This window comes from Bradyrhizobium zhengyangense (assembly GCF_022012555.1).
In the GTDB taxonomy this organism is placed as follows: Bacteria; Pseudomonadota; Alphaproteobacteria; order Rhizobiales; family Xanthobacteraceae; genus Bradyrhizobium; species Bradyrhizobium zhengyangense.
On sequence record NZ_JAKLTZ010000002.1, the window covers coordinates 708,612 to 732,370 of the forward strand.

A 23,759-nucleotide genomic window follows, 5' to 3' on the forward strand; every position below is an offset into this window, starting at 1 on the left:
CCTTGAATCACCTGCCGCCGCATCGAACGGCGGTTCGGCTAAGCCCGGACGACAAACTTAATCGGGCGCGCCCGGATCCGGATGGTCGCGGTTGAGCCGCTCACGCATTTCCTTGCCGGTCTTGAAGAACGGAACGCTCTTCTGATCGACGGGGACATGGGCGCCGGTGCGCGGATTGCGGCCGGCGCGGGCGGGGCGATGCTTGACCGAGAAAGCGCCGAAGCCGCGCAGCTCGACGCGGTCACCGCGTGCGAGTGCCGCTACGATCTCTTCGAGAATCGCATTCACAATGTTCTCGACATCCCGCTGGTACAGATGCGGGTTGTGCTCGGCGATACGCTGAACAAGTTCGGATTTGATCATCGAGAGATAGGACCCGGAAGCGTGCGGATGACCATTTCCGTGAAAATGCCTTGATCTGTCAAGACGCTAAATGAAGGTTGAGCGTCGTGAAAATGCGTGACATTTGCCGAAAAAGCGGGCTGCAAGGCTACCCGCCAGACGGGAAAAAGGTCCGGAACTCGCGTTGTTCCTTCAGTTTCAGGTCAATTCGACGCAGCCGGCTGCCACAGGGCCAGCATTCCATCCAATCCGGCACGGTCGACCGCCTGCGCCAGGCCAGTTTGCTCGATCTGATGCGCAATCGCGCTGAATCCAAGCGCTTCCAGCGTTACTGAGGCCGCCGTCTTGAGGAACGTCAGGTCGCCGAAGCGGGGCTCGAGCTTGTAATCGCGCACCGAAAGACCCTTCTTGACGCCCTTCTGCTCCTCGAGCCAGGCGACCGCAGTCTTCTCGTCGCCGAGCTGATCGATCAGCTTGAGATCGATCGCCTGGCGGCCGGTGAAGACGCGGCCATCGACGACTTTTTCGAGCTGCGTGTCATCCATGCCACGGCGCTGCTTCACCAGATCCTTGAACCAGGCATAGGAATCCTTCACCAGCGCATCCAGCGCGGCGCGCGCTTCCGGGCTGGTCGGCTCAAAACCGTTGGGCGCAGCCTTGAGAGGCGTGGACTTGACCTCCTCGACCTTGACGCCGACGGTCTTCAGCAGCTCCGAGAAGTTCGGAAACTGGAACAGCACGCCGATCGAGCCGACCAGCGAGCTCTGCTGGGCGATGATGTGATCGCTTGCGATCGCGGTGATGTAGCCGCCGGAGGCCGCAAGGCCTTCGACCACGACGACCAGCGGCTTCTTCGCCTTCAGACGCGTCAAGGAATCATAGAGCTGCTCGGAGCCGGCGGTGGTGCCGCCGGGCGAATTGACGTGAACGATCACGGCGGCGGCCTGCGAATTCTCCAGCCGCTCCAGCGCGTGCGTGCGCTCGGAATCGCTGCGGATCAGGCCATCGATCTCCACACGTGCGATTGAGCCTGCGGAGACGAAGCTGCCGCGCGCGCCGGGCGTTGCGATCAGCGCAAAGCCCGCGATCGCAGCGATCGCGATCAAAGCGGCCATCACGCGCCAGAACGTCAGCTTGCGGCGGATCCTGCGGCGATCGACGATGATGTCCGAATCGAGCGACATCGAGATATCTCCAAATGAAAGGCCGCTGACGTTGTGCCGTCACGACGTGACCATCAGCTTGCCTGGATACATCAATTGCGGCGCAATTTGAAGAAAACAAGGCCTCTGGCTGCGTAGCCCGGATGGAGCGGCAACAAAAAAGCCCCGGCTTACGCCGGGGCTTCGATGTCAGCGAAATCAGCGTTTCGCTTACTTGCTGTCGCGGTTCTTGAGCGCGGTGCCCAGGATGTCGCCGAGCGTCGCACCCGAATCCGAGGAGCCGTACTGCGCGATGGCTTCCTTCTCTTCGGCGACTTCGAGCGCCTTGATCGACACCTGGACCTTGCGGGCCTTCTTGTCGAACTGGATCACGCGGGCATCGACCTTCTCGCCGACGGCGAAGCGTTCGGCACGCTGGTCGTTGCGGTCACGCGCGAGCTCCGAGCGCTTGATGAAGGTCGAGAAGTCGGTACCGGCGATCTTCACCTCGATACCGCTTTCCTTCACTTCGAGCACTTCGCAGGTCACGACCGCGCCCTTCTTGACATCGCCCGGCTCGGCGAAGGGGTCGCCTTCGAGCTGCTTGATGCCGAGCGAGATACGCTCCTTCTCGACGTCCACATCGAGCACCACGGCCTTGACCATGTCGCCCTTCTTGTAGTTGTCGATCACCTGCTCGCCTGGAAGCTTCCAGTCGAGGTCGGAGAGATGGACCATGCCGTCGACGTCGCCCTCGAGGCCCAGGAACAGACCGAACTCGGTCTTGTTCTTGACCTCGCCCTCGACCACCGAACCGGTCGGGTGACCTTCGACGAAGACCTCCCAGGGGTTGCGCATGGTCTGCTTGAGGCCGAGCGAGATACGGCGCTTGACGGAATCGACTTCCAGCACCTGCACGTCGACTTCCTGCGAGGTCGACACGATCTTGCCGGGGTGCATGTTCTTCTTGGTCCACGACATCTCGGAGACGTGGATCAGGCCTTCGATGCCCGGCTCGAGCTCGACGAACGCACCGTAGTCGGTGATGTTGGTGACGCGGCCGGTGAAGCGGGCACCCAGCGGGTACTTGGCTTCGATGCCCTGCCACGGATCGTCGAGCAGCTGCTTCATGCCCAGCGAGATGCGGTGCGTCTCGTGGTTGATCTTGATGATCTTGACCTTCACGGTCTGGCCGATCGAGAGCACCTCGGTCGGGTGGTTGACGCGGCGCCACGCAATATCGGTGACGTGCAGCAGGCCGTCGATACCGCCGAGGTCAACGAACGCACCGTAATCGGTGATGTTCTTGACGACGCCGTCGATGACCTGACCCTCTTCGAGGTTCTGCACCAGCTCCTGACGCTGCTCGGCACGGGTCTCTTCGAGAACCGTGCGGCGGGACACGACGATGTTGCCGCGGCGGCGATCCATCTTGAGGATCTGGAACGGCTGCGCGTTGTTCATCAGCGGCGCAACGTCGCGGATCGGACGGATGTCGACCTGCGAACGCGGCAGGAAGGCAACGGCACCGTCGAGGTCGACGGTGAAGCCACCCTTGACCTGGTTGAAGATGACGCCCGTGACCTTCTCGTTGTTCTGGAACGCCTTCTCGAGCTTGCCCCAGCTCTCTTCGCGGCGCGCCTTGTCGCGCGACAGCACGGCCTCGCCGAGGGCGTTCTCGATGCGATCGAGGAACACTTCCACCTCGTCGCCAACCTTGATCTCGCTGTCACGGCCGGGGCCGGAAAATTCGCGCAGCGCAACGCGGCCTTCGGTCTTCAGGCCGACGTCGATGACGGCCATGTCCTTTTCAATTGCAACCACCTTGCCCTTGACGACCGAGCTCTCCTGCAGGTTGCCACCAGCGAAGGACTCGTCGAGCATCGCGGCGAAATCGTCACGCGACGGGCTATAGGTATCAGCGGAAGTCGAAGCCATTTGTTCTCCAGTTGCGGAAATCTTGCCGGCCGTTGGGTTCATGGGCGTATCGCGCGCGCAGTGTCGGAAGGCCCGCAAGACCTTCGAGCGACCGCTCGTTGCCCCGGCTTGGCGCCGAAACAGCGGAAGCGGGCCGGCAGAGGCCCGCGCGTTCGATACGTGGAAATCGTTGTGTCCGGAGCCTGGATCGCGTCGGTCCCTAAACAGGGACCGAGAGTATCGACCTCAAAGAGCGGGAGCGGGCAATTCCTCCAATGACGGCTGCGGCTTAACCCCGCGACCGGCCCGCTCGGACGGCCTCGATAATGTCGATGGCGGCCCGGACGCCGCCTTCTATATCCAGTTGGGAGTTATCTAGCAAGTAAGCATCCGCGGCTGGTTTTAAGGGCGCAATCGGCCGGTTCTTGTCCCGTTCGTCGCGCTGGATGATGTCGGCCAGCACGGCCGCCTCGTCTGCCTCCTCGCCCCGCGCCCGCGCCTCCATGGTGCGGCGGCGGGCCCGGACCCTGGGGTCGGCCACGACGAAGATCTTCACGTCGGCATCGGGGCAGATCACGGTTCCGATGTCCCGTCCGTCCAGCACCGCGCCGGGCGGATCGGCGGCGAATTGCCGCTGGAAGTTGACCAGGACCTCGCGAACCCTCGGGATGGCCGAGACGATGGACGCGCCCTCGCCCGCCTTCTGGGTCTTCAGGGCGGGATTGCCGAACCTTTCCGGATCGAGTTCCAGGGCGGCCTGCACCGCCGCGGTCTCGTCCCTGAGATCATGGCCGGACTCCATCAGGGCGTAGGCGACGGCGCGATAGATTACGCCGGTATCGAGATGACGGTACCCATAGTGATGGGCGAGGCGCTTGCCCAGCGTGCCCTTGCCCGAAGCCGCGGGTCCGTCGATGGCGATAATCATGAAAACTCGGCCCCAAGGGAACGCATCATCGGAATGAAGTCAGGGAAACTTGTGGCAATGAAGGCGGTGTCGTCGACAGTCACCGGCTGGTCGGAGGCGCAGCCCATCACCAGCGCGGACATCGCGATGCGGTGGTCCATATGGGTGGCAACAGTACCGCCGCCGGGGACATGGCCGCGACCCTCGACGATCAGATCGTCGCCGGAGATGGTGACCTTCACGCCGTTGACGCGGAGCATCGCCGCCGTGGCCTCGAGCCGGTCGGATTCCTTGACGCGCAGCTCCTGCAGGCCCCGCATGATCGTGGTGCCTTCGGCAAACGACGCTGCCACTGCCAGCACCAGATATTCATCGATCATCGAAGGCGCGCGCTCCGGCGGCACCTCGACGCCGCGCAGCTTTGAGGCACGCACGCGCAAGCGCGCCATCGGCTCGCCGGCATCGCCGCGCACTTCGCTTTCCTCGATGGAGGCGCCCATTTCGCGCAGCGTCGTGAACAGGCCGGTGCGCAGCGGATTGGTCATGACATCGGAAAGAACGATGTCCGAGCCTTCGACAATCAATGCCGCGACGATCGGAAAGGCCGCTGACGAGGGATCAGCGGGCACGATGACGGTCGCGCCATGCAGTTCGGGCTGTCCAACCAGCGTGATGCGGCGGCCGTGAGCCCCCTCGGCGACCGAGGTGATGTCGGCGCCGAAATGCTTCAGCATCAGCTCGGTGTGGTCGCGGCTGGCCTCGCTCTCGATCACGGTGGTGGTGCCCGGCGCGGCGAGGCCCGCCAGCAGCACCGCCGATTTGATCTGGGCCGAGGCGACCGGGGTCTTGTAGGTGATCGGCAGCGGATCGCGCGCGCCCTGGATGGTCAGCGGCAGGCGGCCGCCCTCGCCGCCAGAGACGACCTTGGCGCCCATCTTTTCGAGCGGATCGAGGATCCGGCGCATCGGGCGGCTGCGCAGCGAGGCATCGCCGTCGAAAATCGCCGAAATCGGGCAACCGGCGACGGCGCCCATGACCAGCCGGCAGCCGGTACCGGAATTGCCGAAATCCAGCGGCGCCTTGGGCTGGGCGAAGCCGCCGACACCCACTCCGTTCACCTTCCAGGCGAAATCGCCGGTGCGCTCGACCTTGGCGCCGAGGGCCTGCATCGACTTGGCGGTGTTGAGGACGTCCTCGCCCTCGAGCAGGCCCGTAATGCGGGTCTCGCCGACCGCCACCGCGCCCAGGATGAGGGCGCGGTGGGAGATCGACTTGTCCCCGGGCACCCGTACTTTTCCGGTCAGGGGACCGCTTGAGCTCGACTTCAGGGGTGTCGGCTTGTCGGAATGGGTCAAGATTGTGTCCTTGGATGCGCCTCGGAGGCTGGCGGGCACCTACCACATGGTCTCCCCGCCGTCACGAGCATGTCTTTCTCTCGTAATGCGCTATTGACAGCGGGCCGCCAACTAGCCAAGTGAAGCACCGCTTTTCAGACATTCCCAGGATTCCTCTGCCGTGGCCAAGTCCGAACTCGGAACCAAACGTATTTGCCCGACCACGGGCAAGAAGTTCTACGACCTCAACAAGAATCCGGTGATCTCGCCCTATACCGGCGAAGTTGTGCCGATCGCGCCTGTGGCGCCGGCCCGGATGCCTCGCGGCGCCGAAGCCCGTCACGCAGCAGCCGCCGATACCGCGCCGGAGCCGGCGGAGGTCGAGGAGGTCTCGCTGGAGGAGGCTGATGCCGAGGAGAACACCGGCAAGGTCAAGGCCGTCGTTCCCGAATCCGAGGACGATATCGAGGTCGACGAGACCCTCGACGACGACGATGACGATGATTCGACCTTCATTGCCGACGAAGAAGAGGGCGATGAGGACGTGACCGACATCATTGGCGATGTCGGAGGTGATGAAGAGACTTGAGATCAGTCCTGATCTGTGAAAAAGGGTGCACCGCGCGAGTCGAAAGGCTCGCCGGTCGGGAGTGATCCCCCAGGATCATCCCAAGGTTAAGGGGCCATAGCTCAGCTGGGAGAGCGCTTGCATGGCATGCAAGAGGTCGGCGGTTCGATCCCGCCTGGCTCCACCAGCCTTCGCTCGCTTCGCGAGCTTCGGCTCGGCAAGCCAACTCCGCTCTATCGTAGCGAAGCTAGCGAAGGCTGCCGCGGCGTAGCCCGGAGGGCGAAGCCGGGCTTCAGCGGATCGAAAGCGGGTGTAAGCTCTCCCTCGACAGCTGGGGAGCGTGCCGTGAAATACGTCTACATCCTTGAGAGTCTTGATTCCCTCCACTGCTATGTCGGAATCACCGACGACCTGCGTGCTCGTCTGACAAAACATAATGCCGGCGAGGTGCCCCACACATCAAAGTACGGGCCATGGCGCATTGAGACCTACCTTGCGTTCAGCAATGAGAAGCAGGCCTTCGCATTCGAGAAGTGCCTGAAGTCAGCGTCCGGCCGCGCCTTCGCCAAGAAGCGCCTCTGACTTGTCCCTACTCCCCAATCACCGCATTCAACCGATCCCTCAGCGCGACGATCTCGTCCTTCATCGCGACCAGCTCCGACACCGAGCAGTCCGAGGCCGCCAGGATCGACTGCGGCACGCTGCGCGCCTTGTCCTTCAACGCATGGCCCTGCGGGGTCAGCGCGATCAGCACCCGACGCTCGTCCTCACTGCTTCGCGTGCGCTTGACCAGATGGGCGGCCTCCAGCCGCTTCAGCAGCGGCGTCAGCGTGCCTGAATCAAGAAACAGCTTCTCGCCGATGTCCTTCACCGGCACATCGTCGCGCTCCCACAGCACCAGCATCACCAGATATTGCGGATAGGTCAGGCCGAGCCGGTCGAGCAGCGGCTTGTAGACGCGATTGAAGGCGTGCGCGGCCGAATAGACCGCGAAGCAGATCTGGTTGTCGAGGCGTTGCGGATCGAGGGTCGCTGATTTCCGGGCCATAGAGAATCTCTCGAGACTGACCCGCATTGTGGGACCGGGCGGGCCCACATTCAATTGCGAACAATTAAATGTGAGGCACGCCAATTTCAATTGCACGCAATCTAATTGTTTGCAATACAGATCGCACCCCAACCCGAAGTCCCCCTGAGGAGACGAAAATGTCCGTGAACGTCCTCTACAAGACCAGCGCAAAAGCCACCGGCGGCCGCGACGGCCATGCTGCGACCCTCGACGGCGCACTCGACGTCAAGCTCACCACGCCGAAGGAGCTCGGCGGTGGCGGCGGCGCCGGCAACAACCCCGAGCAGCTGTTTGCGGCCGGCTATGCCGCCTGCTTCATCGGCGCGATGAAGTTCGTGGCCTCGCAGGGCGGCCCGAAGGTTCCCGCTGATGCCTCCGTGACCTCGACTGTCGGCATCGGCCCACGCGCGGCCGGCGGCTTCGGTCTCGACATCGACCTGGCCGTCTCGCTGCCGGGCCTGTCCCGCGCGGACGCCGAGGCGCTGGTCGAGAAGGCGCACCAGGTGTGCCCGTACTCCAACGCGACGCGCGGCAACGTCGACGTTCGCCTGACGGTCGTCTGACCCGACGGTGAATTGGCTGGCCCGGGATCCCCCTCGGGCCGGCCGTTACCGCGAGATTTCCCACGCCGCGGGATTGCGCCGCGACGCATACGCCCCCACGCGACAAGCCATTGCTGGCGCGTTCGAACCTCGCTAGGCCTGTGATCAATATCGACACAGGGAAGCGAAGGCATGACTGAAGCCGTTTTGGGCGCAATGAGCGGGCTGCGCGTCATCGATCTCACGCGCGTACTCGGCGGTCCCTACTGCACCCAGATCCTCGCCGACCACGGCGCCGACGTGATCAAGGTCGAGCCGCCCGCCGGCGACGAGGTGCGCGACTGGGGTCCTCCCTTCCACGACGACGACGCGGCCTATTTCATCGGCATCAACAGAAACAAGCGCTCGATCGGACTCGACCTCGCGTCCGAAGGCGGCCGCGTCGTGCTGCTCAAGATGTTGGAGACGGCCGACGTCCTGATCGAGAATTTCAAGCCGGGCACGCTGGAGAAATGGGGCATCGGCAACGATGTGCTTGCCCAAAAATTTACGCGCCTCGTGCATTGCCGGATCTGCGGCTTCGGCGCCGACGGCCCGCGCGGCGGCAATCCCGGCTATGACGCCATCATCCAGGCCATGACCGGCATGATCGCGGCGACGGGGTCGCCCGAGAGCGGCCCGATGCGGATCGGCGTGCCGCTGGTCGATATCACCACCGGCCTTTACGCCGCGATCGGCATCCTGATGGCGCTCTCCGAACGGCAACGCTCAGGCAAGGGCCAGTTCCTGGAGACGACGCTGTACGAAACCGGCCTCGCCATCATGCATCCGCACACCGCGAATTATTTCATGCATGGCAAGCCGCCCGGTCTCACCGGCAACGAGCACCCGAACCTCGTGCCGTACGCGATCTTCCCGACCAAGACCGACGACATCTTCATCGGCGTCGGCAATGACGGCACCTTCCGCAAGCTCGCCAAGGAAATCGGCAAGCCCGAGCTCGGGACCGATCCGCGCTTTGCCCGCAACAAGGACCGCATCGCCAACCGCGAGGCGCTGCGCGCCGAGCTCGCCGCGGTATTCAGCCAGCACGAGGCCGAGCCGCTGTGCAATCGCCTGCTCGCCGCGGGCCTGCCCGCGGGCCCCGTGCAGAAGATCGACCAGGCGCTGACCAATCCGCACACCATCGCGCGCGGCGATGTCATCGAGAAGGACTGGTACAAGGGCGTGGCCTCGCCGATCCGGCTCGACCGCAGCAAGCCGAGCCTGCGCCGGCTGCCGCCGAAGTTCAGCCAGCACTCCCAGGAGGTGCTGGGCGAGTTCGGCTACTCAAAGTCGGAGATCGACGCGATGGTCGAGAGCGGCGTGGTCTGCGGGCCCGAGCGCAAGCGCTAGGGCCCCTGACCTCCTCTGGCGCTATGATGCCGCAGTGCGGCGCGGGCATCGGTGTGCACCGCGAACAGCTGTGGCTGCGCGCGGCGCGTTCGCCTATTTGATGGCTTCCCTTTTCCAGCGCTTGCCGCTTTCGTTTCGGCCGCTTACACAGTCATGTGAACGTCATATGGCGCTGCTAGCGCAAGCGCTTCTTTATTGACGGCTGAGGGAGGTTTCTTGATGGCTCTTCGATTTTTTGGGGCGGCTGCCACTGTTGCAGTCGCTGTCGGCATGACGGCTTCGCCGGCGCTGGCCGTGACTGAAATCCAGTGGTGGCACGCGATGACCGGCCCCAACAACGACGTCGTGGTCAAGCTGGCCAACGATTTCAACGCATCGCAGAGCGACTACAAGATCGTTCCCACCTTCAAGGGCAGCTATGCCGACACACTGAATGCCGGCATCGCAGCGTTCCGCGCCGGCAACGCACCGGGCATTATGCAGGTGTTCGAGGTCGGTACTGCGACCATGATGGCCGCCAAGGGCGCCATCAAGCCGGTCTCCGACCTCATGAAGGAGCAAGGCGAGAAGTTCGACCCGCAGTCCTATCTGCCGGCCATCACAGGTTACTACTCGACCGCAAAGGGCGAGATGCTCTCGTTCCCGTTCAACTCGTCGAGCATGGTGATGTGGGCCAATCTCGACGCACTGAAGAAGGCCGGCATCGACGCGCCGCCGAAGACCTGGCCCGAGGTGTTCGCCGACGCCAAGAAGCTGCACGCAACGAGCCCGACCTGCGGCTTCTCCTCGAGCTGGATCACATGGGGCCTGATCGAGCAGTTCTCGGCCTGGCACAACATTCCGATCGGCACCAAGGCCAACGGCCTTGACGGCTTCGATACCGTGCTGGACTTCAACAACCCGCTCGAGACCAAGCTGCTCGAAAATCTCGTCGAGCTTCAGAAAGACAAGAGCTACGACTATTCCGGTCGCACCAATACCGGCGAAGGCCGCTTCACTTCAGGCGAATGCGCGCTCTACATGACGTCGTCGGCCTTCTATCCGAACGTCAAGGCGAACGCGAAGTTCAACTATACGGCCGTTCCGATGCCGTATTTCCCGGACGCCAAGGATGCGCCCCAGAACTCCATTATCGGTGGCGCCTCGCTGTGGGTGATGGGCGGCAAATCCAGCGAAGAGTACAAGGGCATCGCGAAGTTCTTCACTTTCCTGTCCGACACAGATCGTCAGGTTTATCTGCACGAGGTCTCCGGCTATCTGCCGATCACCAAGGCGGCCTACGACAAGACCAAGGCGTCGGGCTTCTATGAGAAGAACCCGATCCTGGAAGTGCCGTTGAAGGAGCTCACCAACAAGCCGCCGACCGAGAACTCGCGCGGCCTGCGTTTCGGCGGAATGGTGCAGATGCGCGACGTCTGGTCCGAGGAGATCGAGGCGGCACTCGCCGGCAAGAAGTCGGCCAAGGATGCACTCGACGCTGCCGTCTCGCGCGGCAACCAGATGCTGCGTCAGTTCGAGCGGACCGCGACCAAGTAGGACCTCATCAGTCGTGGCTGTGGATGGTCCGCAGCCACGACTCTCAGCGAGTGAGGCGGGGGCTTCATGGAGAACCGGGCGATCTTTCCAGGCAGGCTGCTCGCCTGCCTCCTGGTATTTCCGCAGCTTGCGGTGTCCCTGATCTTCTTCTATTGGCCGGCTGCGCAGGCGCTCTGGCAATCGTTCCTGGTGCAGGATGCCTTCGGGCTCTCGACCGAGTTCGTCTGGTTCGAGAACTACGTCAACCTGCTGAAGACTCCCGAATACTATCACGCGATCGGCACGACCTTCTTTTTCTCGCTGCTCGTCGTGTTCTTCTCGCTTGCGATCGGCCTGCTGCTCGCTGTCATGGCGAACCGCAACATCGCTGGCGTGCAGATCTATCGCACCTTCCTGATCATTCCCTACGCGGTCGCGCCTGCGGTGGCGAGCGTGCTATTCATCTTCATGTTCCAGCCCGGGCTCGGCATGATCGCGCGCGCTTTGCAGCGTAACGGCATCGATTGGAATCCAGTGCTCAACGGCAATCATGCCATGATCCTGATCGTCATCGTCGCCGTCTGGAACCAGATCAGCTACAATTTCCTGTTCTTTCTCGCCGGCCTGCAGTCAATCCCGAAGAGTGTGATCGAGGCCGCTGCGATCGACGGCGCGAGGCCAATGCGGCGGTTCTGGACCATCGTCTTTCCGCTGCTGTCGCCGACGACGTTCTTCCTGATCGTCGTCAATATCACTTACGCCTTCTTCAACACGCTCGGCATCATCGACACCGCAACCGAAGGCGGCCCGAACGGCTCCACCTCAACGCTCGTCTACAAGGTTTTCCTGGACGGCAAGGCCGGCTCGGACCTCGGCGGCTCGGCCGCGCAATCCGTGATCCTGATGATCATCGTCGTCGCGTTGACCGCGGTCCAATTCCGCTACGTCGAAAAGAAGGTCCATTACTGACAATGGTCGAGCATCGACGATTTGGAAATCTGTTGCCGCACCTGGTGCTGATCGCCGGCGTGATCGTGGTCGCTTTCCCGGTCTATCTCGCGATCATCGCCTCCACCCACGACAATTCCGTCATCGCCAACGGCCAGATGCCGCTGTATCCGGGCGGCCACGCGCTGGAGACCTACTGGAACACGATCATGTCCGGCACCGGCAAGACGACGCGCGAGCCGGTGGGCAGCATGTTGCTGTCGAGCTTGATCATGGCGGTTGGTATTGCGCTCGGAAAGATCGCGATCTCGATCATATCGGCCTACGCCATCGTGTTCTTCAACTTTCCCTTCAGGATGGCGACGTTCTGGACCATCTTCATCACGCTCATGCTGCCGGTCGAAGTGCGAATCTTTCCGACCTACAAGATCACGTCCGACCTGCACATGCTGGATTCCTATTCCGGCCTGATCCTGCCTCTGATCGCGTCGGCAACCGCGACGCTGCTGTTCCGGCAGTTCTTCATGACGGTGCCGAAGGAGCTGGTCGAGGCCTCGAAGATGGATGGAGCAGGTCCGATCCGCTTCTTCTTCGATACGCTGCTGCCGCTCTCGGTGACCAACATCGCCGCGCTGTTCGTGATCCTCTTCATTTACGGCTGGAATCAGTATCTCTGGCCACTCCTGATCACGACGCGCGACGATATGCAGACCATCGTGATCGGCATCAAGAAGATCATCGATGTGAAGGACGCACTCACCGAATGGTCGGTCGCGATGGCCACCGCGGTGCTCGCGATGCTGCCGCCGGTGGCGGTCGTCGTGCTGCTGCAACGCCTGTTCGTCAAGGGCCTGATCGAGACGGAGAAATAGGCCCATGGCCAATGTTACGCTGCGCAACGTCCGCAAGGCCTATCCCAACGGCTTCGAGGCCATCAAAGGCGTCGATGTCGATGTGGCCGACGGGCAGTTCTGCGTGCTGGTCGGTCCTTCGGGCTGCGGCAAGTCGACCCTGCTCAGAATGGTAGCGGGGCTCGAAACCATAACCTCGGGCGAGATCAACATCGGCGGCCGTGTCGTGAACCAGGTCGAGCCGGCCGACCGCGACATCGCGATGGTGTTCCAGAACTACGCGCTCTATCCGCATATGAGCGTCTTCAACAACATGGCCTACGGCCTGCGCAACCGTGGCATGAAGGAAGCCGAGATCAAGACCCGCGTCGAGGAGGCCGCACGCATCCTCGAACTGGGGACGATGCTCACCCGCAAGCCAGGGCAGCTCTCCGGCGGCCAGCGCCAGCGCGTCGCCATGGGCCGCGCCATCGTGCGCCAGCCGAAGGTGTTCCTGTTCGACGAGCCGCTGTCAAACCTCGACGCCAAGCTGCGCATCTCGATGCGCGTCGAGATTCGCAAATTGCAGCGCCGGCTCAACGTCACCTCGATCTATGTCACCCACGACCAGCTCGAAGCGATGACGCTCGCCGACATTCTCGTGGTGATGAATGGCGGCCAGGTCGAGCAGGTCGGCAATCCGCTCGCGATCTACGAGAAGCCGGCGACGACTTTCGTCGCCTCCTTCATCGGTGCGCCGCCGATGAATCTGATGTCGACACGGCAGGACGAGATCAAACCGCAGCTCGGCGGCAGCGCCGGCGAAGCCGACATCCTCGGCATCCGGCCGGAAGATCTCGCCATCACCGACCAGACGCCATCGGGCGGTGTTGCACTGTCGCTGACGATCGACGCGATCGAGCGCGTCGGTGCAGAAACCTTCGTTTACGGATCGCGTGCGCAGGATCAGCAGGGCGTCGCGACAAATCCGGGCGAGTTGCCGCCCGGCGAGGTGATCGTGCGCATCCCCGGAACCGAAGCGCCGGCCATCGGCCAGAAGATCCGTGTCGCCGCAGTCCGCAACAAGCTGCATTTGTTCAGCGGCGACGGACGGAAGCGGATCGAGATCTGACCGGTTCCAGCCCCGATCGGCGAAACAACCCCATGCACAGTAGAAGGGGATCTGTTTTCATTGGGATAAATCGCCCGAAAAATCCACATCGCGACCCGACGTCGCAAGGAGTGAATCCACACCCCCCGCTACGTGCTTGAACCCACACGGGGATATGCCCATATTGCTGACCAAGGGGTGCCTTGATCGGGCCCCGAAACACCAAAGTCGCTTCGAGAGGACTTTGTAAACTATGTCTCGTGTTCCCACGCTTTCCAGTCCGTTCCTTCTGGGCTTCGACGAGATCGAGCGCGTGCTCGATCGCGTCGTCAAAGGCGCCGACGGTTATCCTCCCTACAATATCGAGAGGTGCGGCGGTGCTGACAACCAGCCCGAGCGCCTGCGCATCACGCTGGCGGTCGCCGGTTTCACCCGCGATCAACTCGATGTAACCATTGAGGAAAACCAGCTCGTCATTCGCGGGCGGCAGCAGGACGACAAGACCCGGCAATACATCCATCGCGGCATCGCCGCGCGCCACTTCCAGCGCACCTTCGTGCTGGCGGAGGGGATGCTGGTGCTGGGTGCGGATCTGAAGAACGGGTTGTTGTCGATCGACCTGGCCCGGCCTGAACCGGAGAGGATCGTTAAGACAATCGCTATCAATGAGCACGAATAATGGAACGAGTAGCGGACTCGACCGCTTAGTTTCGAGAGAGGAGTCGAGACCATGAGTGAAGGTCACGTTGCGTTCGAATACGAAGCCAAGAACGTCTCACCCGAGACGCTGGCAAACCTCGGCGAAGGCCATATCGCCTATGTGAAGCAGATCCGCTCCGAGGATGTGCCCGGCCTGTTCCCCGAAGCCCCGAAGATCGCGCCCGGCCTCAAGCTGTTCGCGCTCCACGCCGCCGACGGCACGCCGATCATGCTGACCGACAGCCGCGAAGCCGCGGTCGCCAACGCCTGGAGCAACGAGTTGCAGGCCGTCAGCGTGCACTGACACGCGCTTCGCGCGACTAGAGATTTAGCGGGCATGCCTTCGCAGGAAGGCATGCCCGTCTTCATTTTGAGGTGATGTTTTCGCATCGCTATCGCGAGCCAACGGGAATTCGGCGATGTCCCTGCCCGCGCGCGGGGGCGGCCTCGGCTCATGCGCACGAGACCGTCATCAATCCGTGATTTGACATTTCATTCATGTTTGTCAAATCTGACAAAATGCAGGCCAAGGCCCCTCCGCAGGACCGTATCCTCGACGCCGCCATGCGCGTGTTCCGGCGCCACGGCTTCCGCCGCTCCTCGATCGAGCAGGCGGCGGAGGAGGCCGGGCTGACGCGGCAGGCGCTCTATCATCACTTCGCCTCCAAGGAGGCGCTGTTTCGCGCCGTGATCGAGCGGCTCTACGAGCAGGGGCTCGCTGCCGAAATCGCGGCCGCGAAGGCGGCGGAAGAAGCCGGCCTCAAGCTTGCCGACATCCTGGTCGCCGAGATCGGCGCGCGGATGCAGTCGCTGCTCGCTTCGCTCAAGGACTCGCCCCATACCGAGGAGCTGTTTTCCGAGCACCTCGCGCAGGCGCGCGACCTCTACCAGAGCTATGCCACCCGGTTCGCCGACGAGATCGCCACCACGATCGCGCGGGTGTGCCGCAAGCAGAAGCTCACGCTCGCAAGCGGCGTCTCCGTGCGCGAGCTCGCGCGCTGCGTCGAGATGGCGGTCCACGGCACCAAATCCGCTTTTCCGTCCATGCAGCCGGTCGACGCGTTCCTGAAACAGCTCGAGACCATGCTGCGCATGCTGATCGCAGGCGCGATGGTGCCGTCTGCGAAGAAATCCCCACGCAAAACGGGAGTTCGAAAATGACCACCACGACGATCAATGGAAGGCCTCTGGTGCTCCCCGACGATCCGGATGCGCTCCTGATCGACGTGATCCGCGATGGCGGCCTCACCGGCACCAAACTCGTCTGCGGCTCCGGCGTCTGCGGCGCCTGCACCGTGCTGCTCGACGGAACGCCGGTCGTGAGCTGCCTGTTGCCGGCGCAGGCGGCCGCCGACAAATCGCTGACGACCATCGAGGGTATAGGTAGCACCGGATTGCATCCGGTGCAGAAGGCGTTCATGGCGCACGACGCCCTGCAATGCGGCTTCTGCACGCCCGGCTTTGTCGTCGAAGCCACCGCCTTCCATGACAGCTGGCGCGGAACCAAGGGCACGGCGACACCCTCGCGCGAGGAGATCGCCGCCGCGCTCTCAGGGCATCTCTGCCGCTGCGGCGCCTATGAAGGCATCTATCGCGCCGTCGCCGAAGCATGTTCGGGCCGCTTCGACGGCAACGATCCCATCGCGCCGCGGCTGGAAGCCCGCGACAAGGTGACGGGACTGGCTCGCTACACCGTCGACATCCACCATGACGGCCAGCTCGAAGGCGTCATCCTGCGCGCGCACGTCGCGCATGCGAGGATCACCGGGCTGGATCTGGCGCCGGCGCGCGCCATTGCCGGTGTTGCCGCGGTCGTTCCGCTGCTCGACGATGACAACATGATCCGCTTCGTCGGCGCGCCGATTGCAGCCGTCGCGGCCAAGGATCGCCGCACCGCACTGAAGGCAATCGCCGCGATCACCTTCAGGCCCGAGCCTTTTCCCGCGGTGATCGGGCTCGATGCAGCGCGACGCGACGATGCGCCCGTCGTGTTCGAAAAGAAGGACCGCAAGCGTGCCGGCAACGTATCCGAGGGCGCCGGCGGCGCTCCGGTGTCGTGGAAGGGCAACGTGCGCGGGCCTTCGGCGCCGTTCTCGCAGAAAGCCAAGCAGGCCAAGAGCTGGCTTGACGAGGCGCGGGCGCAACGCAATCCGTTGCTAGTCGAGGAAACCTTCCGCGTCTCGACGCAACAGCACGCAAGTCTCGAACCACATGCCGCCGTGGCCAGGTTCGATGGCGATCAGCTTACCGTGCACATCTCGACCCAGGCCATTCACGAGAGCATGGAGAAGATCGCCAAGCGCTACGGCCTTCCGCACGACAAGGTGCGTGTGATCGCCGATCATGTCGGCGGCGGGTTCGGCTCCAAGGGCAGCGTTGGGCTGGAGACCATCGCCGCGATCGAGCTCGCGCGCGCCGCGAAGGCGCCGGTGCGGGTCGCCTTCGATCGCGAAGAGGAGCTTTCCGTCGCCGGCTATCGTCCGGCCGCCGAGCTGAAGCTGTCCTTGCTGCCTTCGACGGAAGGCCGCCTCAAGGCGCTGTCGCTCACCGCGCATGCCGACACCGGCGCCGCCGTGAACTCGCTGATCGCCGGCCTGGCGCGGCTGATCTATCCGGCCGAAGCAAAGGAGCTCGTCGACTTCGACGTGCTCAGCAATTTGCCGCCCGGCGCGCCGTTCCGCGGCCCCGGCGGTCCGCCGATGTCGTTTGCGCTGGAGCAGGCGATCGACGAGGCGGCGCTGCGCATGAAGGTCGATCCGATTCAGCTGCGCAAGCTCTGGGACCCCGATCCCAACCGCCAGCGATTGTACGACTGGGCCGCCGGCCTCGACGTCTGGAAGAGCCGCAAGCCGGCCGCCTCGCAGTCCGGCCGCTACCGGCGCGGCGTCGGCGTCGCCACCGGCTACTGGCTCTATCTCTGGCAGACCGGCTCCTCGGTCGAGCTCGCGGTCAAGGGCGGCCGCCTCGTCGCAAGCTGCGCGGTACAGGATATCGGCACAGGCACGCGCAGCGTGATCGCGAACACCGTCGCGAAAGCGTTCGATCTCGAGCCGCAGGATGTCGAAGTTCGCATCGGCCGCTCCAACCTGCCGCCCGGACCGGGGTCCGGCGGCAGCCGCGTCACCGCCTCGGTGGTGCCGCCGACGTTGCTCGCCATCGACAAGCTGAAAGCGGAAATCAAGCGCACCGCGTCTCGCACACCGGCTCCGGGCTCGAACGCGCCGTGGCGCGAGATGATCGCGGCTTCTCCCGACATCGCCGTGTCGGCGAAACGCCAGGAAGACGGCAAGCCGCCGCCCGGCGTGAGGCCCGCGCTGCACGAGGCCGGCCTCATGGGCCGGGTGTTCGGTTGGGTGCTGCGCCTGATGAACCACATGGTGGTCGGCGCCGGCGTGCCGAGCTCGGTGCAGGTGATGGAAGTCGAGGTCGATACCTGGCTCGGCCATGTGCGCGTCCTCAACGCCTATACGGGCCTCGCGATCGGCAAGCTCGCCGCGCCGACGCTGGCGCGAAGCCAGGCCGCAGGCGCGGTGATCCAGGGCATCGGCTACGCACTCTATGAAGCGCGGGAGACCGATCCTTCGAGCGGCCACATCCTGAGCGGCAGCATGGAGGATTACCGCATTCCCGGGATTGCCGACATGCCGAAACTGGAGGTGCATTTCGACGAGGCCGGTTTCGAGCATGTGCCGGGCGGCAGCGTCGGCATCGGCGAAGTCGCCACCGTGCCGACCTCGCCCGCGATCGCCAACGCCATCCGCGATGCGATCGGCGTGAGACTGACCGAAATTCCGTTCCGGCCGGATCGTCTGGTGGCCGCGCTGAAAGGGAGGGATGCAGCATGAGCGTCGCCGTCATGACCGCCGAGCCGACTGCCAAGCCCACGCCCGAATTCCGCGCCGGAGGCACCGACTTCAGCGAACGCCGCCGCAGCGGCGTGTCGCAGGGACTACCGATCGATATCTCGGCCACCGGCGACAAGGCGATCACCTGGGACGCCGACGGAGCAGCCCAGATCGGTGCGTTGACCACCATCGCCACGATCGCGATGGACGCACGCATCGCCGCTGCCTATCCCGGCATCGCGGCGAGCGCGCAAGGCCTCGCCACGCCACAGGTGCGCCAGGTTGCAACGCTCGGCGGCAATCTGGCGCAGCGTACGCGCTGCTGGTATTTCCGCCGGGCCGACATCGATTGCCTGAAGAAAGGCGGCAGCACCTGCCCTGCCCGGTCTGGCAATCATCTCTATGGCGTTGCCTTCGATCTCGGGCCTTGCGTCGCGCCGCATCCCTCGACCATGGCGGCGGCTCTGCTGGCCCATGATGCGACCATCGCCACTGACAGGCGCAGCGGATTGACGATCGCCGGCCTGCTCGGCGATGGCTTGGTCGCGCACGCCGATCATACGCTCGCAGCAGGCGAGATGATCAAGAGCATTGCGCTTCCCGCTCCGCTCGAAGGCGAGCGCGCTTCCTACAAGCGCGCGATCAGCCGAACCTATGCGGAATGGCCGCTGGTGGAACTCTGCGCCCGCGTCGTGATCGCCGACGGCAAGTTCCAGCTCGTGCGTCTCGCTGCCGGCGGCATCGCGCCCGTGCCGCTTCGCCTCGCCGCCGCGGAAGTCGCGCTTCATGGCAAGATTGCCAATGCGGCATCGATCGAAGATGCGGCGAAAGCGGCGACCTCGGGCGCCAAACCATTGCCGATGACGGCCTACAAGCTCGATCTTCTGCAAGGGCTGATGCGCGACGTGCTGGAGCGGCTTTTGGATTAGCTGGTCGCACAGGCGGCACCCCATCACGCTCTAGCCGCCTGAGCGACCCGCAAGCCGCGCGCGGATGTCAGGCTTCAGCACCTTGCCGACCTTGGAACGTGGCAGATCGTCCCAGACTTCGATCTGCTTCGGTGTCTTGACGCTGCCGATCTGCTGCTTGACGAAGGCCGCCAGCGCCGTCGCATCGACACTCTGGCCGGCGCGAGGCTGCACCACGGCGACGATCCGCTCGCCCCATTTCTCGTCCGGAAGGCCGATCACGGCGCAATCCTGCACGGCCTCATGCGCCCGCAGCGCGTTCTCGACCTCGATCGAGTAGACGTTGAACCCGCCTGATATGATCATGTCCTTGGCGCGATCGACGATATAGAGGTAGCCGTCGTCGTCGATGTAGCCGATGTCGCCGGTGTGGTGCCAGCCATGCGCGGAGGCCTCCGCCGTGGCCTCTGGATTCTTGTAGTAACCCTCCATCACCAGCGAGCCGCGGACCACGATCTCGCCGCGCGCGCCCGGTGGCAGCAGATTGCCGTCGCCATCCATGATGCCAGCCTGCACCAGCGGGCTGATCCGCCCGGCCGAAGCGAGGCGCTGCATCGCGATGGTGCCGTCGGCGTTGTAATGCTCAGCGGGCGCCATCATCGAGATCATCATCGGCGCTTCGGTCTGGCCGAACAGCTGCGCCATCGGCCCGATGCGCCGGAGCGCTTCCGCGAGCCGGGCGGACGAGATCGGCGCCGCGCCGTACCAGAAGCATTGCAGCGATTCGAGGTTGGCGGAGTCGAGCTTGGGATGATCGAGCAGCATGTAGATCACGGTCGGCGGCAGGAAGGTGTGCGTGACACGGTAGTGCGCGATCAGATCGAGGAATTCGGCGATATCGGGGTGATGCATGATCACGATGCGACCACCGAGCGTCATGATCGGGAAACACAGCACACCGGCCGCGTGGGTTAGCGGCGCCAGCGCGAGATAGACCGGACGTCCCCTGAAGGGATAGCCCATCAGCGTCAGCGCCGTCATGGTCTCGATGTTGCGGCCCGACAACATGACCCCCTTCGGCTTGCCTGTGGTGCCGCCGGTACCGGGAATCATCGCGAGATCGTCGACCGTCTCGCGTTGATAGGGATCCTCGGTGAGGCCGGCGAGCCAGCTCGCGAACGAGGGCGCGAAGGGCAGCTCGGCATCGAGGCAGACGAGGACGCGCAGCTTCGGCAGCGCTGCTCGCATCGCCTCGACCATCGGCGCGAAGCCCGAATGAAACAGCAGCAGGCTGCAGTCGAACTGATCGAGGATGATGCGGTTTTCGGCCGCCTCGTTGCGGGGATTGATCGGGCACCAGACCGCGCCGGCGCGGGAAATCCCGAACACGCAGGCAAACGCGACCGGATCGTTGCCGGAGAGGATCGCGACCTTCTCGCCGGGCGCGATGCCCGATCGATCGAGCCCGCGCGCGACGCGATAGCTCAGCTGCTGCACCTCGCGATAACTGAGGTCGCGCCCGTCCATGGTCAGGCACGGCGCATCGGCGCCGAGCGAGGCGCCTTTGTCCAGATAGTCGATGAAGCGCATGGTCGCCCCCGAAGCATGTAGAGGTCAGGTTAGAGTCGCGCCGCGTCGTAGATCCACCTCTCCCTTGGGAGAGGTCGGCGCGCAGCGCCGGGTGAGGGGTTACGGTCTCGCGTTGAGCCGCGGCCCCTCACCCGATTTGCTGCGCAAATCGACCTCTCCCCGATGGGGAGAGGTAAAGAAGGATCGCCGTCGCCGCCATGTCCCCTAATCGTGCACGGTCAGAACAGGCTTGCTGACCAGACCGAAACTGCGCAATTGCCCGAGCAGCTCGTGATGGCCGAAGGCCTGGCAGCCGGAGGCGAAGCCGACGCGCTTGGGCGGCTGCTGCAGCAGGTGGGCGGCGGCATAGGCCTGCAGCATTCCAGTCTGCTTGTAGTTGCTGTTGCCGTTGATGACGCAGTGCGCGCGCCCCAGCGGGCCAGAGGCATGCACCGAATCCAGCGACTTGTTGACGCGCGGGTTCTCGCGCGGCGGCATGGTGTTCATCACGCCGGCGGCGGTCTGCGCCAGCGCGGCGTAGCGGTCGTCGGGGTTCATGTCCTTGGTCGCGTCCAGCGCGGCGGCGACGATCTGCGGCACGCCCAGCATCAGTCCACGATTGAACACGCCGCCGAGCACCTTCACATTGGCCACGCGCGGATCGCGCTTGAACCAGACGGGATGCGAGGTGCCGCCCCAGGGCAACGCCAGCGCCAGCTCGTGCTGGCCGGGGATGGCGAGGTTGTAGAGGCCGGCATCGGGTTGATGCTCGACATATTTGTTCTGCTCCAGATAGTAGGCCTTGGCCATCGCGGCGTTGACCAGAATGGTCTGGGTCGAGGCGATGGTCGGGCTGCCGCCCCAGAACACGGCGATATCAAGCGTGTCGAGGCCAGGCGTCTCCAGGCACAGTTGGGCTGCGATCTCACCGGTGGTGTACATCTGCGCGATGCCCGGCGCGAGCAGCAGCCCGGCATTGGCGAATTTGGTGCCCCATTCCTGCTCGAGCGTGATCAGCCAATCCTGCTCGCCTGTGGTGTCGGTGTAGTGGCATCGGGACGCCCAACAGGCCTGCACCACCTCGCCGCCGAACTTGGCGAACGGACCCACGGTGTTGAGCACAACCGAGGCGCCGTTGAACAATTCCGTCAGCGCGCTCACGGTGTGCGGCACTTCCACCACCTCGTAGTCGGCGGTCTCGATGCCGGCCACGTTCGCCTTCATCGCGGCGTTGAGCTTCTCGGCGCTGCGGCCGGCCGCGACGAAGGGGATGTTGTATTCGCGCAAGTATTCGCAGACCAACCGGCCGGTGTAGCCGGACGCGCCATAGACGATGACGGGCTTCTTCGCACTCATAGCTTTCCTCCGGAAATTTTTGTTGTCAGGTTTTGCAGTTCACATGCCCATGCCGCCATCGACCGGCAGTCCGATGCCGGTGATGAAGCGCGCCTCGTTCGAGCACAGGAACACCGCGGCATTGGCGATGTCGCCGACCTCCGCGAGCTTGCCGAGTGGCGTCTGCTCCACCACCGAGCCGACCGCGGCGTTGACGTCGGGCGCGAGTCCGATCTTGACGATGTCGTTGGCGAGCTGCATGCCCATGTCGGTCGGAATCAGGCCGGGATAGATGCAGTTGACGCGCACGCCGAAGCCGAGCTTGCCGGCTTCCATCGCGCCGACCCGCGTCATGCGGTCGACCGCGGACTTCGTGCCGGAGTAGACGGCGATGCTCGGGAAGGCGATCGTCGCCGCGACGGAGGCGATGTTGACGACAGCGCCACCCTTGCCGGCCGGCCCGCCAGGCCGCATCGCGCGGAAGGCGTGCTTCATGCCGAGCACGGTGCCGACGATGTTGACGTCGCACATCCGCCGCGCGTCCTCGGCTCTGACCTCCGAGATCAGCGACGTGATCTCGATGCCGGCGTTGTTGATGAGGATGTCGTAGCCGCCGAGAGTGGCGACAGTCTTGGCCACCGCCCGCTCCCATTGCGCGTCATCGGTGACGTCGAGCTGGACGAAGCCCGTCGCGACATCTTCCTTGGCGATTGCGGCTGCGCTGGCGCGGCCGGCCTCCTCCAGAATGTCTGCGATCATGATCGAGGCGCCGGCTTGGGCCAGTGCCTGCGCGATCGCCGCGCCGATTCCCCTCGCACCGCCGGTGACCAGGGCTTTCCTGCCCGCAAGGCTCTTCCCATTCATGACGCACTCCTCCGTTGCTGGTGATTGATCGTGGGGCGCTATGCGCGCACCAGGTCGTTGGGCGCTGGCCATTTGGCCGCGCCCAGCGAAGCGTTCCTCCATGGTCGGACGTCTTGACGACTGTCCAAATTCTTGGTGCGAACCTCCGCCAGAATCTTGACACTTGTCAAGAACCAATTTGACAGTTGTCAAGGGAAGTGGTTGTGAGGGGGATGGAGCGATTCCGCTGACAACGCGGTATAAGTCGTTGAAAGAACGGGGTCTGAGGAAGGGACGCGATGGCGCGGCAGGTGACGGGAGCGGCCCGGCGTGTGGCCGATGCGGCCGAGGTGCTGCGCGACGAGAAGTTCAACGCGCGGCGCATCGAGCTTGCCGAGGCCGCGCTTGAAACGCTCGGAGAGCTCGGCTTCGCGCGCACCAGCCTGCGCGAGATCGCGCAGAACTCGGCCTTCACGCACGGCGTGTTCCACTATTATTTCAGCGACAAGCTCGACCTGATCTGCTGCTGCGTGCGCCACTACAAGGCGAAGTGCGTGACGCGGTATGACGAGGTCGTCGCGACGGCAACGAGCCGTGACGAATTGACGGAAGGTTTTCTCGCCAAGCTCGCAGCCACGCTGCAAAACGAAGCCCGCATGCACCGGCTCTGGTACGATTTGCGCTCGCAGGCGATGTTCGAGGCGGCGTTCCGCAAGGACGTGCTCGAGATCGACAAGAGCCTGGAAGCGATGATCTGGCGCATCGCCTCGCGCTACGCCGAATTCGGCCGCAAGCGGCCGGCGTCGTCGCCAGCCGCGCTCTATGCGCTGTTCGACGGTCTGTTTCAGAGTGCGCTGCTCAAGCACCTCGCGGGTGACAAGGCGGCTGTCCCCGAACTGCTCGACGAAGTCCGGCGCCTGCTGCCGACGGTGTGCTGAGG

The 23,759-nt window shown here is 64.1% G+C and carries 23 protein-coding genes and 1 tRNA gene; 15 read left to right on the forward strand and 9 right to left on the reverse strand.

Annotated features, from left to right (window positions below; all coding sequences use genetic code 11):
• Nucleotides 1-57 precede the first annotated feature (57 nt).
• The 5 genes from L6639_RS08520 to aroA form a co-directional block, all read right to left on the reverse strand.
• The gene (locus L6639_RS08520; protein WP_007598410.1) at nt 58-363 is read right to left on the reverse strand and encodes an integration host factor subunit beta; all 306 of its coding nucleotides are present in this window, start codon (nt 361-363) and stop codon (nt 58-60) included.
• 182 nt (nt 364-545) lie between these two features.
• Nucleotides 546-1,526, reverse strand: coding sequence for a signal peptide peptidase SppA (sppA, locus tag L6639_RS08525; protein ID WP_237860720.1), 981 nt, complete (start codon nt 1,524-1,526; stop codon nt 546-548).
• 189 nt (nt 1,527-1,715) lie between these two features.
• Nucleotides 1,716-3,422 (reverse strand): 30S ribosomal protein S1, encoded by a 1,707-nt coding sequence (gene rpsA / locus L6639_RS08530; protein ID WP_057752276.1) that lies wholly within the window; start codon nt 3,420-3,422, stop codon nt 1,716-1,718.
• A 268-nt stretch (nt 3,423-3,690) separates the two neighbouring features.
• On the reverse strand, nt 3,691-4,329 hold the full coding sequence (gene cmk, locus L6639_RS08535) for a (d)CMP kinase (protein ID WP_237860722.1): 639 nt from the start codon (nt 4,327-4,329) through the stop codon (nt 3,691-3,693).
• Nucleotides 4,326-5,663: a 3-phosphoshikimate 1-carboxyvinyltransferase gene (gene aroA, locus L6639_RS08540; RefSeq protein ID WP_237860724.1), complete on the reverse strand. Its 1,338-nt coding sequence runs from the start codon at nt 5,661-5,663 to the stop codon at nt 4,326-4,328. The genes cmk and aroA overlap by 4 nt, the downstream gene beginning before the upstream one ends.
• 160 nt (nt 5,664-5,823) lie before the next feature.
• Between aroA and L6639_RS08545 the strand changes: the two genes are divergently transcribed.
• The 3 genes from L6639_RS08545 to L6639_RS43260 all read left to right on the forward strand — a co-directional run bounded on the left by L6639_RS08545 (nt 5,824) and on the right by L6639_RS43260 (nt 6,792).
• Complete coding sequence (locus tag L6639_RS08545) at nt 5,824-6,231, forward strand: TIGR02300 family protein (RefSeq protein WP_128959501.1); 408 nt, start codon at nt 5,824-5,826, stop codon at nt 6,229-6,231.
• Nucleotides 6,232-6,321: 90 nt separating this feature from the next.
• Nucleotides 6,322-6,397: transfer RNA gene (locus tag L6639_RS08550), tRNA-Ala, on the forward strand.
• Between the two features lie 158 nt (nt 6,398-6,555).
• Complete coding sequence (locus L6639_RS43260; RefSeq protein ID WP_237860726.1) at nt 6,556-6,792, forward strand: GIY-YIG nuclease family protein; 237 nt, start codon at nt 6,556-6,558, stop codon at nt 6,790-6,792.
• A 7-nt stretch (nt 6,793-6,799) separates the two neighbouring features.
• On the opposite strand, the gene L6639_RS08560 is transcribed toward L6639_RS43260, so the two are convergent.
• Nucleotides 6,800-7,258: a MarR family winged helix-turn-helix transcriptional regulator gene (locus L6639_RS08560; RefSeq protein ID WP_237860728.1), complete on the reverse strand. Its 459-nt coding sequence runs from the start codon at nt 7,256-7,258 to the stop codon at nt 6,800-6,802.
• Nucleotides 7,259-7,416: 158 nt separating this feature from the next.
• Here L6639_RS08560 and L6639_RS08565 point away from each other — a divergent pair, with 158 nt between their 5' ends.
• The 11 genes from L6639_RS08565 to L6639_RS08615 all read left to right on the forward strand — a co-directional run bounded on the left by L6639_RS08565 (nt 7,417) and on the right by L6639_RS08615 (nt 19,093).
• Nucleotides 7,417-7,842, forward strand: coding sequence for an organic hydroperoxide resistance protein (locus L6639_RS08565; RefSeq protein ID WP_237860730.1), 426 nt, complete (start codon nt 7,417-7,419; stop codon nt 7,840-7,842).
• A gap of 171 nt (nt 7,843-8,013) precedes the next feature.
• On the forward strand, nt 8,014-9,216 hold the full coding sequence (locus L6639_RS08570) for a CaiB/BaiF CoA transferase family protein (protein WP_237860732.1): 1,203 nt from the start codon (nt 8,014-8,016) through the stop codon (nt 9,214-9,216).
• Between the two features lie 219 nt (nt 9,217-9,435).
• On the forward strand, nt 9,436-10,752 hold the full coding sequence (gene ugpB / locus L6639_RS08575; protein WP_237860735.1) for a sn-glycerol-3-phosphate ABC transporter substrate-binding protein UgpB: 1,317 nt from the start codon (nt 9,436-9,438) through the stop codon (nt 10,750-10,752).
• Nucleotides 10,753-10,818: 66 nt separating this feature from the next.
• Nucleotides 10,819-11,700, forward strand: coding sequence for a sn-glycerol-3-phosphate ABC transporter permease UgpA (gene ugpA, locus L6639_RS08580; protein WP_237860736.1), 882 nt, complete (start codon nt 10,819-10,821; stop codon nt 11,698-11,700).
• Nucleotides 11,701-11,702: 2 nt separating this feature from the next.
• Entirely contained in the window at nt 11,703-12,551 is an 849-nt protein-coding gene (gene ugpE / locus L6639_RS08585; protein ID WP_237860738.1) for a sn-glycerol-3-phosphate ABC transporter permease UgpE, read from the forward strand.
• Nucleotides 12,552-12,555: 4 nt separating this feature from the next.
• Complete coding sequence (locus L6639_RS08590) at nt 12,556-13,641, forward strand: sn-glycerol-3-phosphate import ATP-binding protein UgpC (RefSeq protein WP_237860740.1); 1,086 nt, start codon at nt 12,556-12,558, stop codon at nt 13,639-13,641.
• Nucleotides 13,642-13,873: 232 nt separating this feature from the next.
• Nucleotides 13,874-14,299 carry an Hsp20 family protein gene (locus tag L6639_RS08595; protein WP_212235616.1) on the forward strand — a complete coding sequence of 142 codons (426 nt, stop codon included), beginning with the start codon at nt 13,874-13,876 and terminating at the stop codon, nt 14,297-14,299.
• Between the two features lie 51 nt (nt 14,300-14,350).
• A complete protein-coding gene (locus L6639_RS08600) occupies nt 14,351-14,623 on the forward strand; it encodes a BQ00720 family protein (protein ID WP_128948788.1) in 273 nt (90 codons plus the stop codon).
• Between the two features lie 194 nt (nt 14,624-14,817).
• A complete protein-coding gene (locus tag L6639_RS08605) occupies nt 14,818-15,480 on the forward strand; it encodes a TetR/AcrR family transcriptional regulator (RefSeq protein WP_237860742.1) in 663 nt (220 codons plus the stop codon).
• Nucleotides 15,477-18,164, forward strand: coding sequence for a molybdopterin-dependent oxidoreductase (locus L6639_RS08610; RefSeq protein ID WP_237860744.1), 2,688 nt, complete (start codon nt 15,477-15,479; stop codon nt 18,162-18,164). The genes L6639_RS08605 and L6639_RS08610 overlap by 4 nt, the downstream gene beginning before the upstream one ends.
• Nucleotides 18,161-19,093, forward strand: a complete 933-nt coding sequence (locus L6639_RS08615; protein WP_237860746.1) for an FAD binding domain-containing protein — start codon at nt 18,161-18,163, stop codon at nt 19,091-19,093. Before L6639_RS08610 ends, L6639_RS08615 begins: the two co-directional genes overlap by 4 nt.
• A 30-nt stretch (nt 19,094-19,123) precedes the next feature.
• On the opposite strand, the gene L6639_RS08620 is transcribed toward L6639_RS08615, so the two are convergent.
• From L6639_RS08620 to L6639_RS08630, 3 genes are all read right to left on the reverse strand, one after another.
• On the reverse strand, nt 19,124-20,662 hold the full coding sequence (locus tag L6639_RS08620; RefSeq protein ID WP_237860748.1) for an acyl-CoA synthetase: 1,539 nt from the start codon (nt 20,660-20,662) through the stop codon (nt 19,124-19,126).
• Nucleotides 20,663-20,866: 204 nt separating this feature from the next.
• Nucleotides 20,867-21,997: a DUF5938 domain-containing protein gene (locus tag L6639_RS08625; RefSeq protein ID WP_237860750.1), complete on the reverse strand. Its 1,131-nt coding sequence runs from the start codon at nt 21,995-21,997 to the stop codon at nt 20,867-20,869.
• A 39-nt stretch (nt 21,998-22,036) separates the two neighbouring features.
• Nucleotides 22,037-22,840 carry an SDR family NAD(P)-dependent oxidoreductase gene (locus tag L6639_RS08630; RefSeq protein ID WP_237860751.1) on the reverse strand — a complete coding sequence of 268 codons (804 nt, stop codon included), beginning with the start codon at nt 22,838-22,840 and terminating at the stop codon, nt 22,037-22,039.
• A 278-nt stretch (nt 22,841-23,118) separates the two neighbouring features.
• Between L6639_RS08630 and L6639_RS08635 the strand changes: the two genes are divergently transcribed.
• Nucleotides 23,119-23,757 (forward strand): TetR/AcrR family transcriptional regulator, encoded by a 639-nt coding sequence (locus tag L6639_RS08635; protein ID WP_237860753.1) that lies wholly within the window; start codon nt 23,119-23,121, stop codon nt 23,755-23,757.
• Nucleotides 23,758-23,759 lie beyond the last annotated feature (2 nt).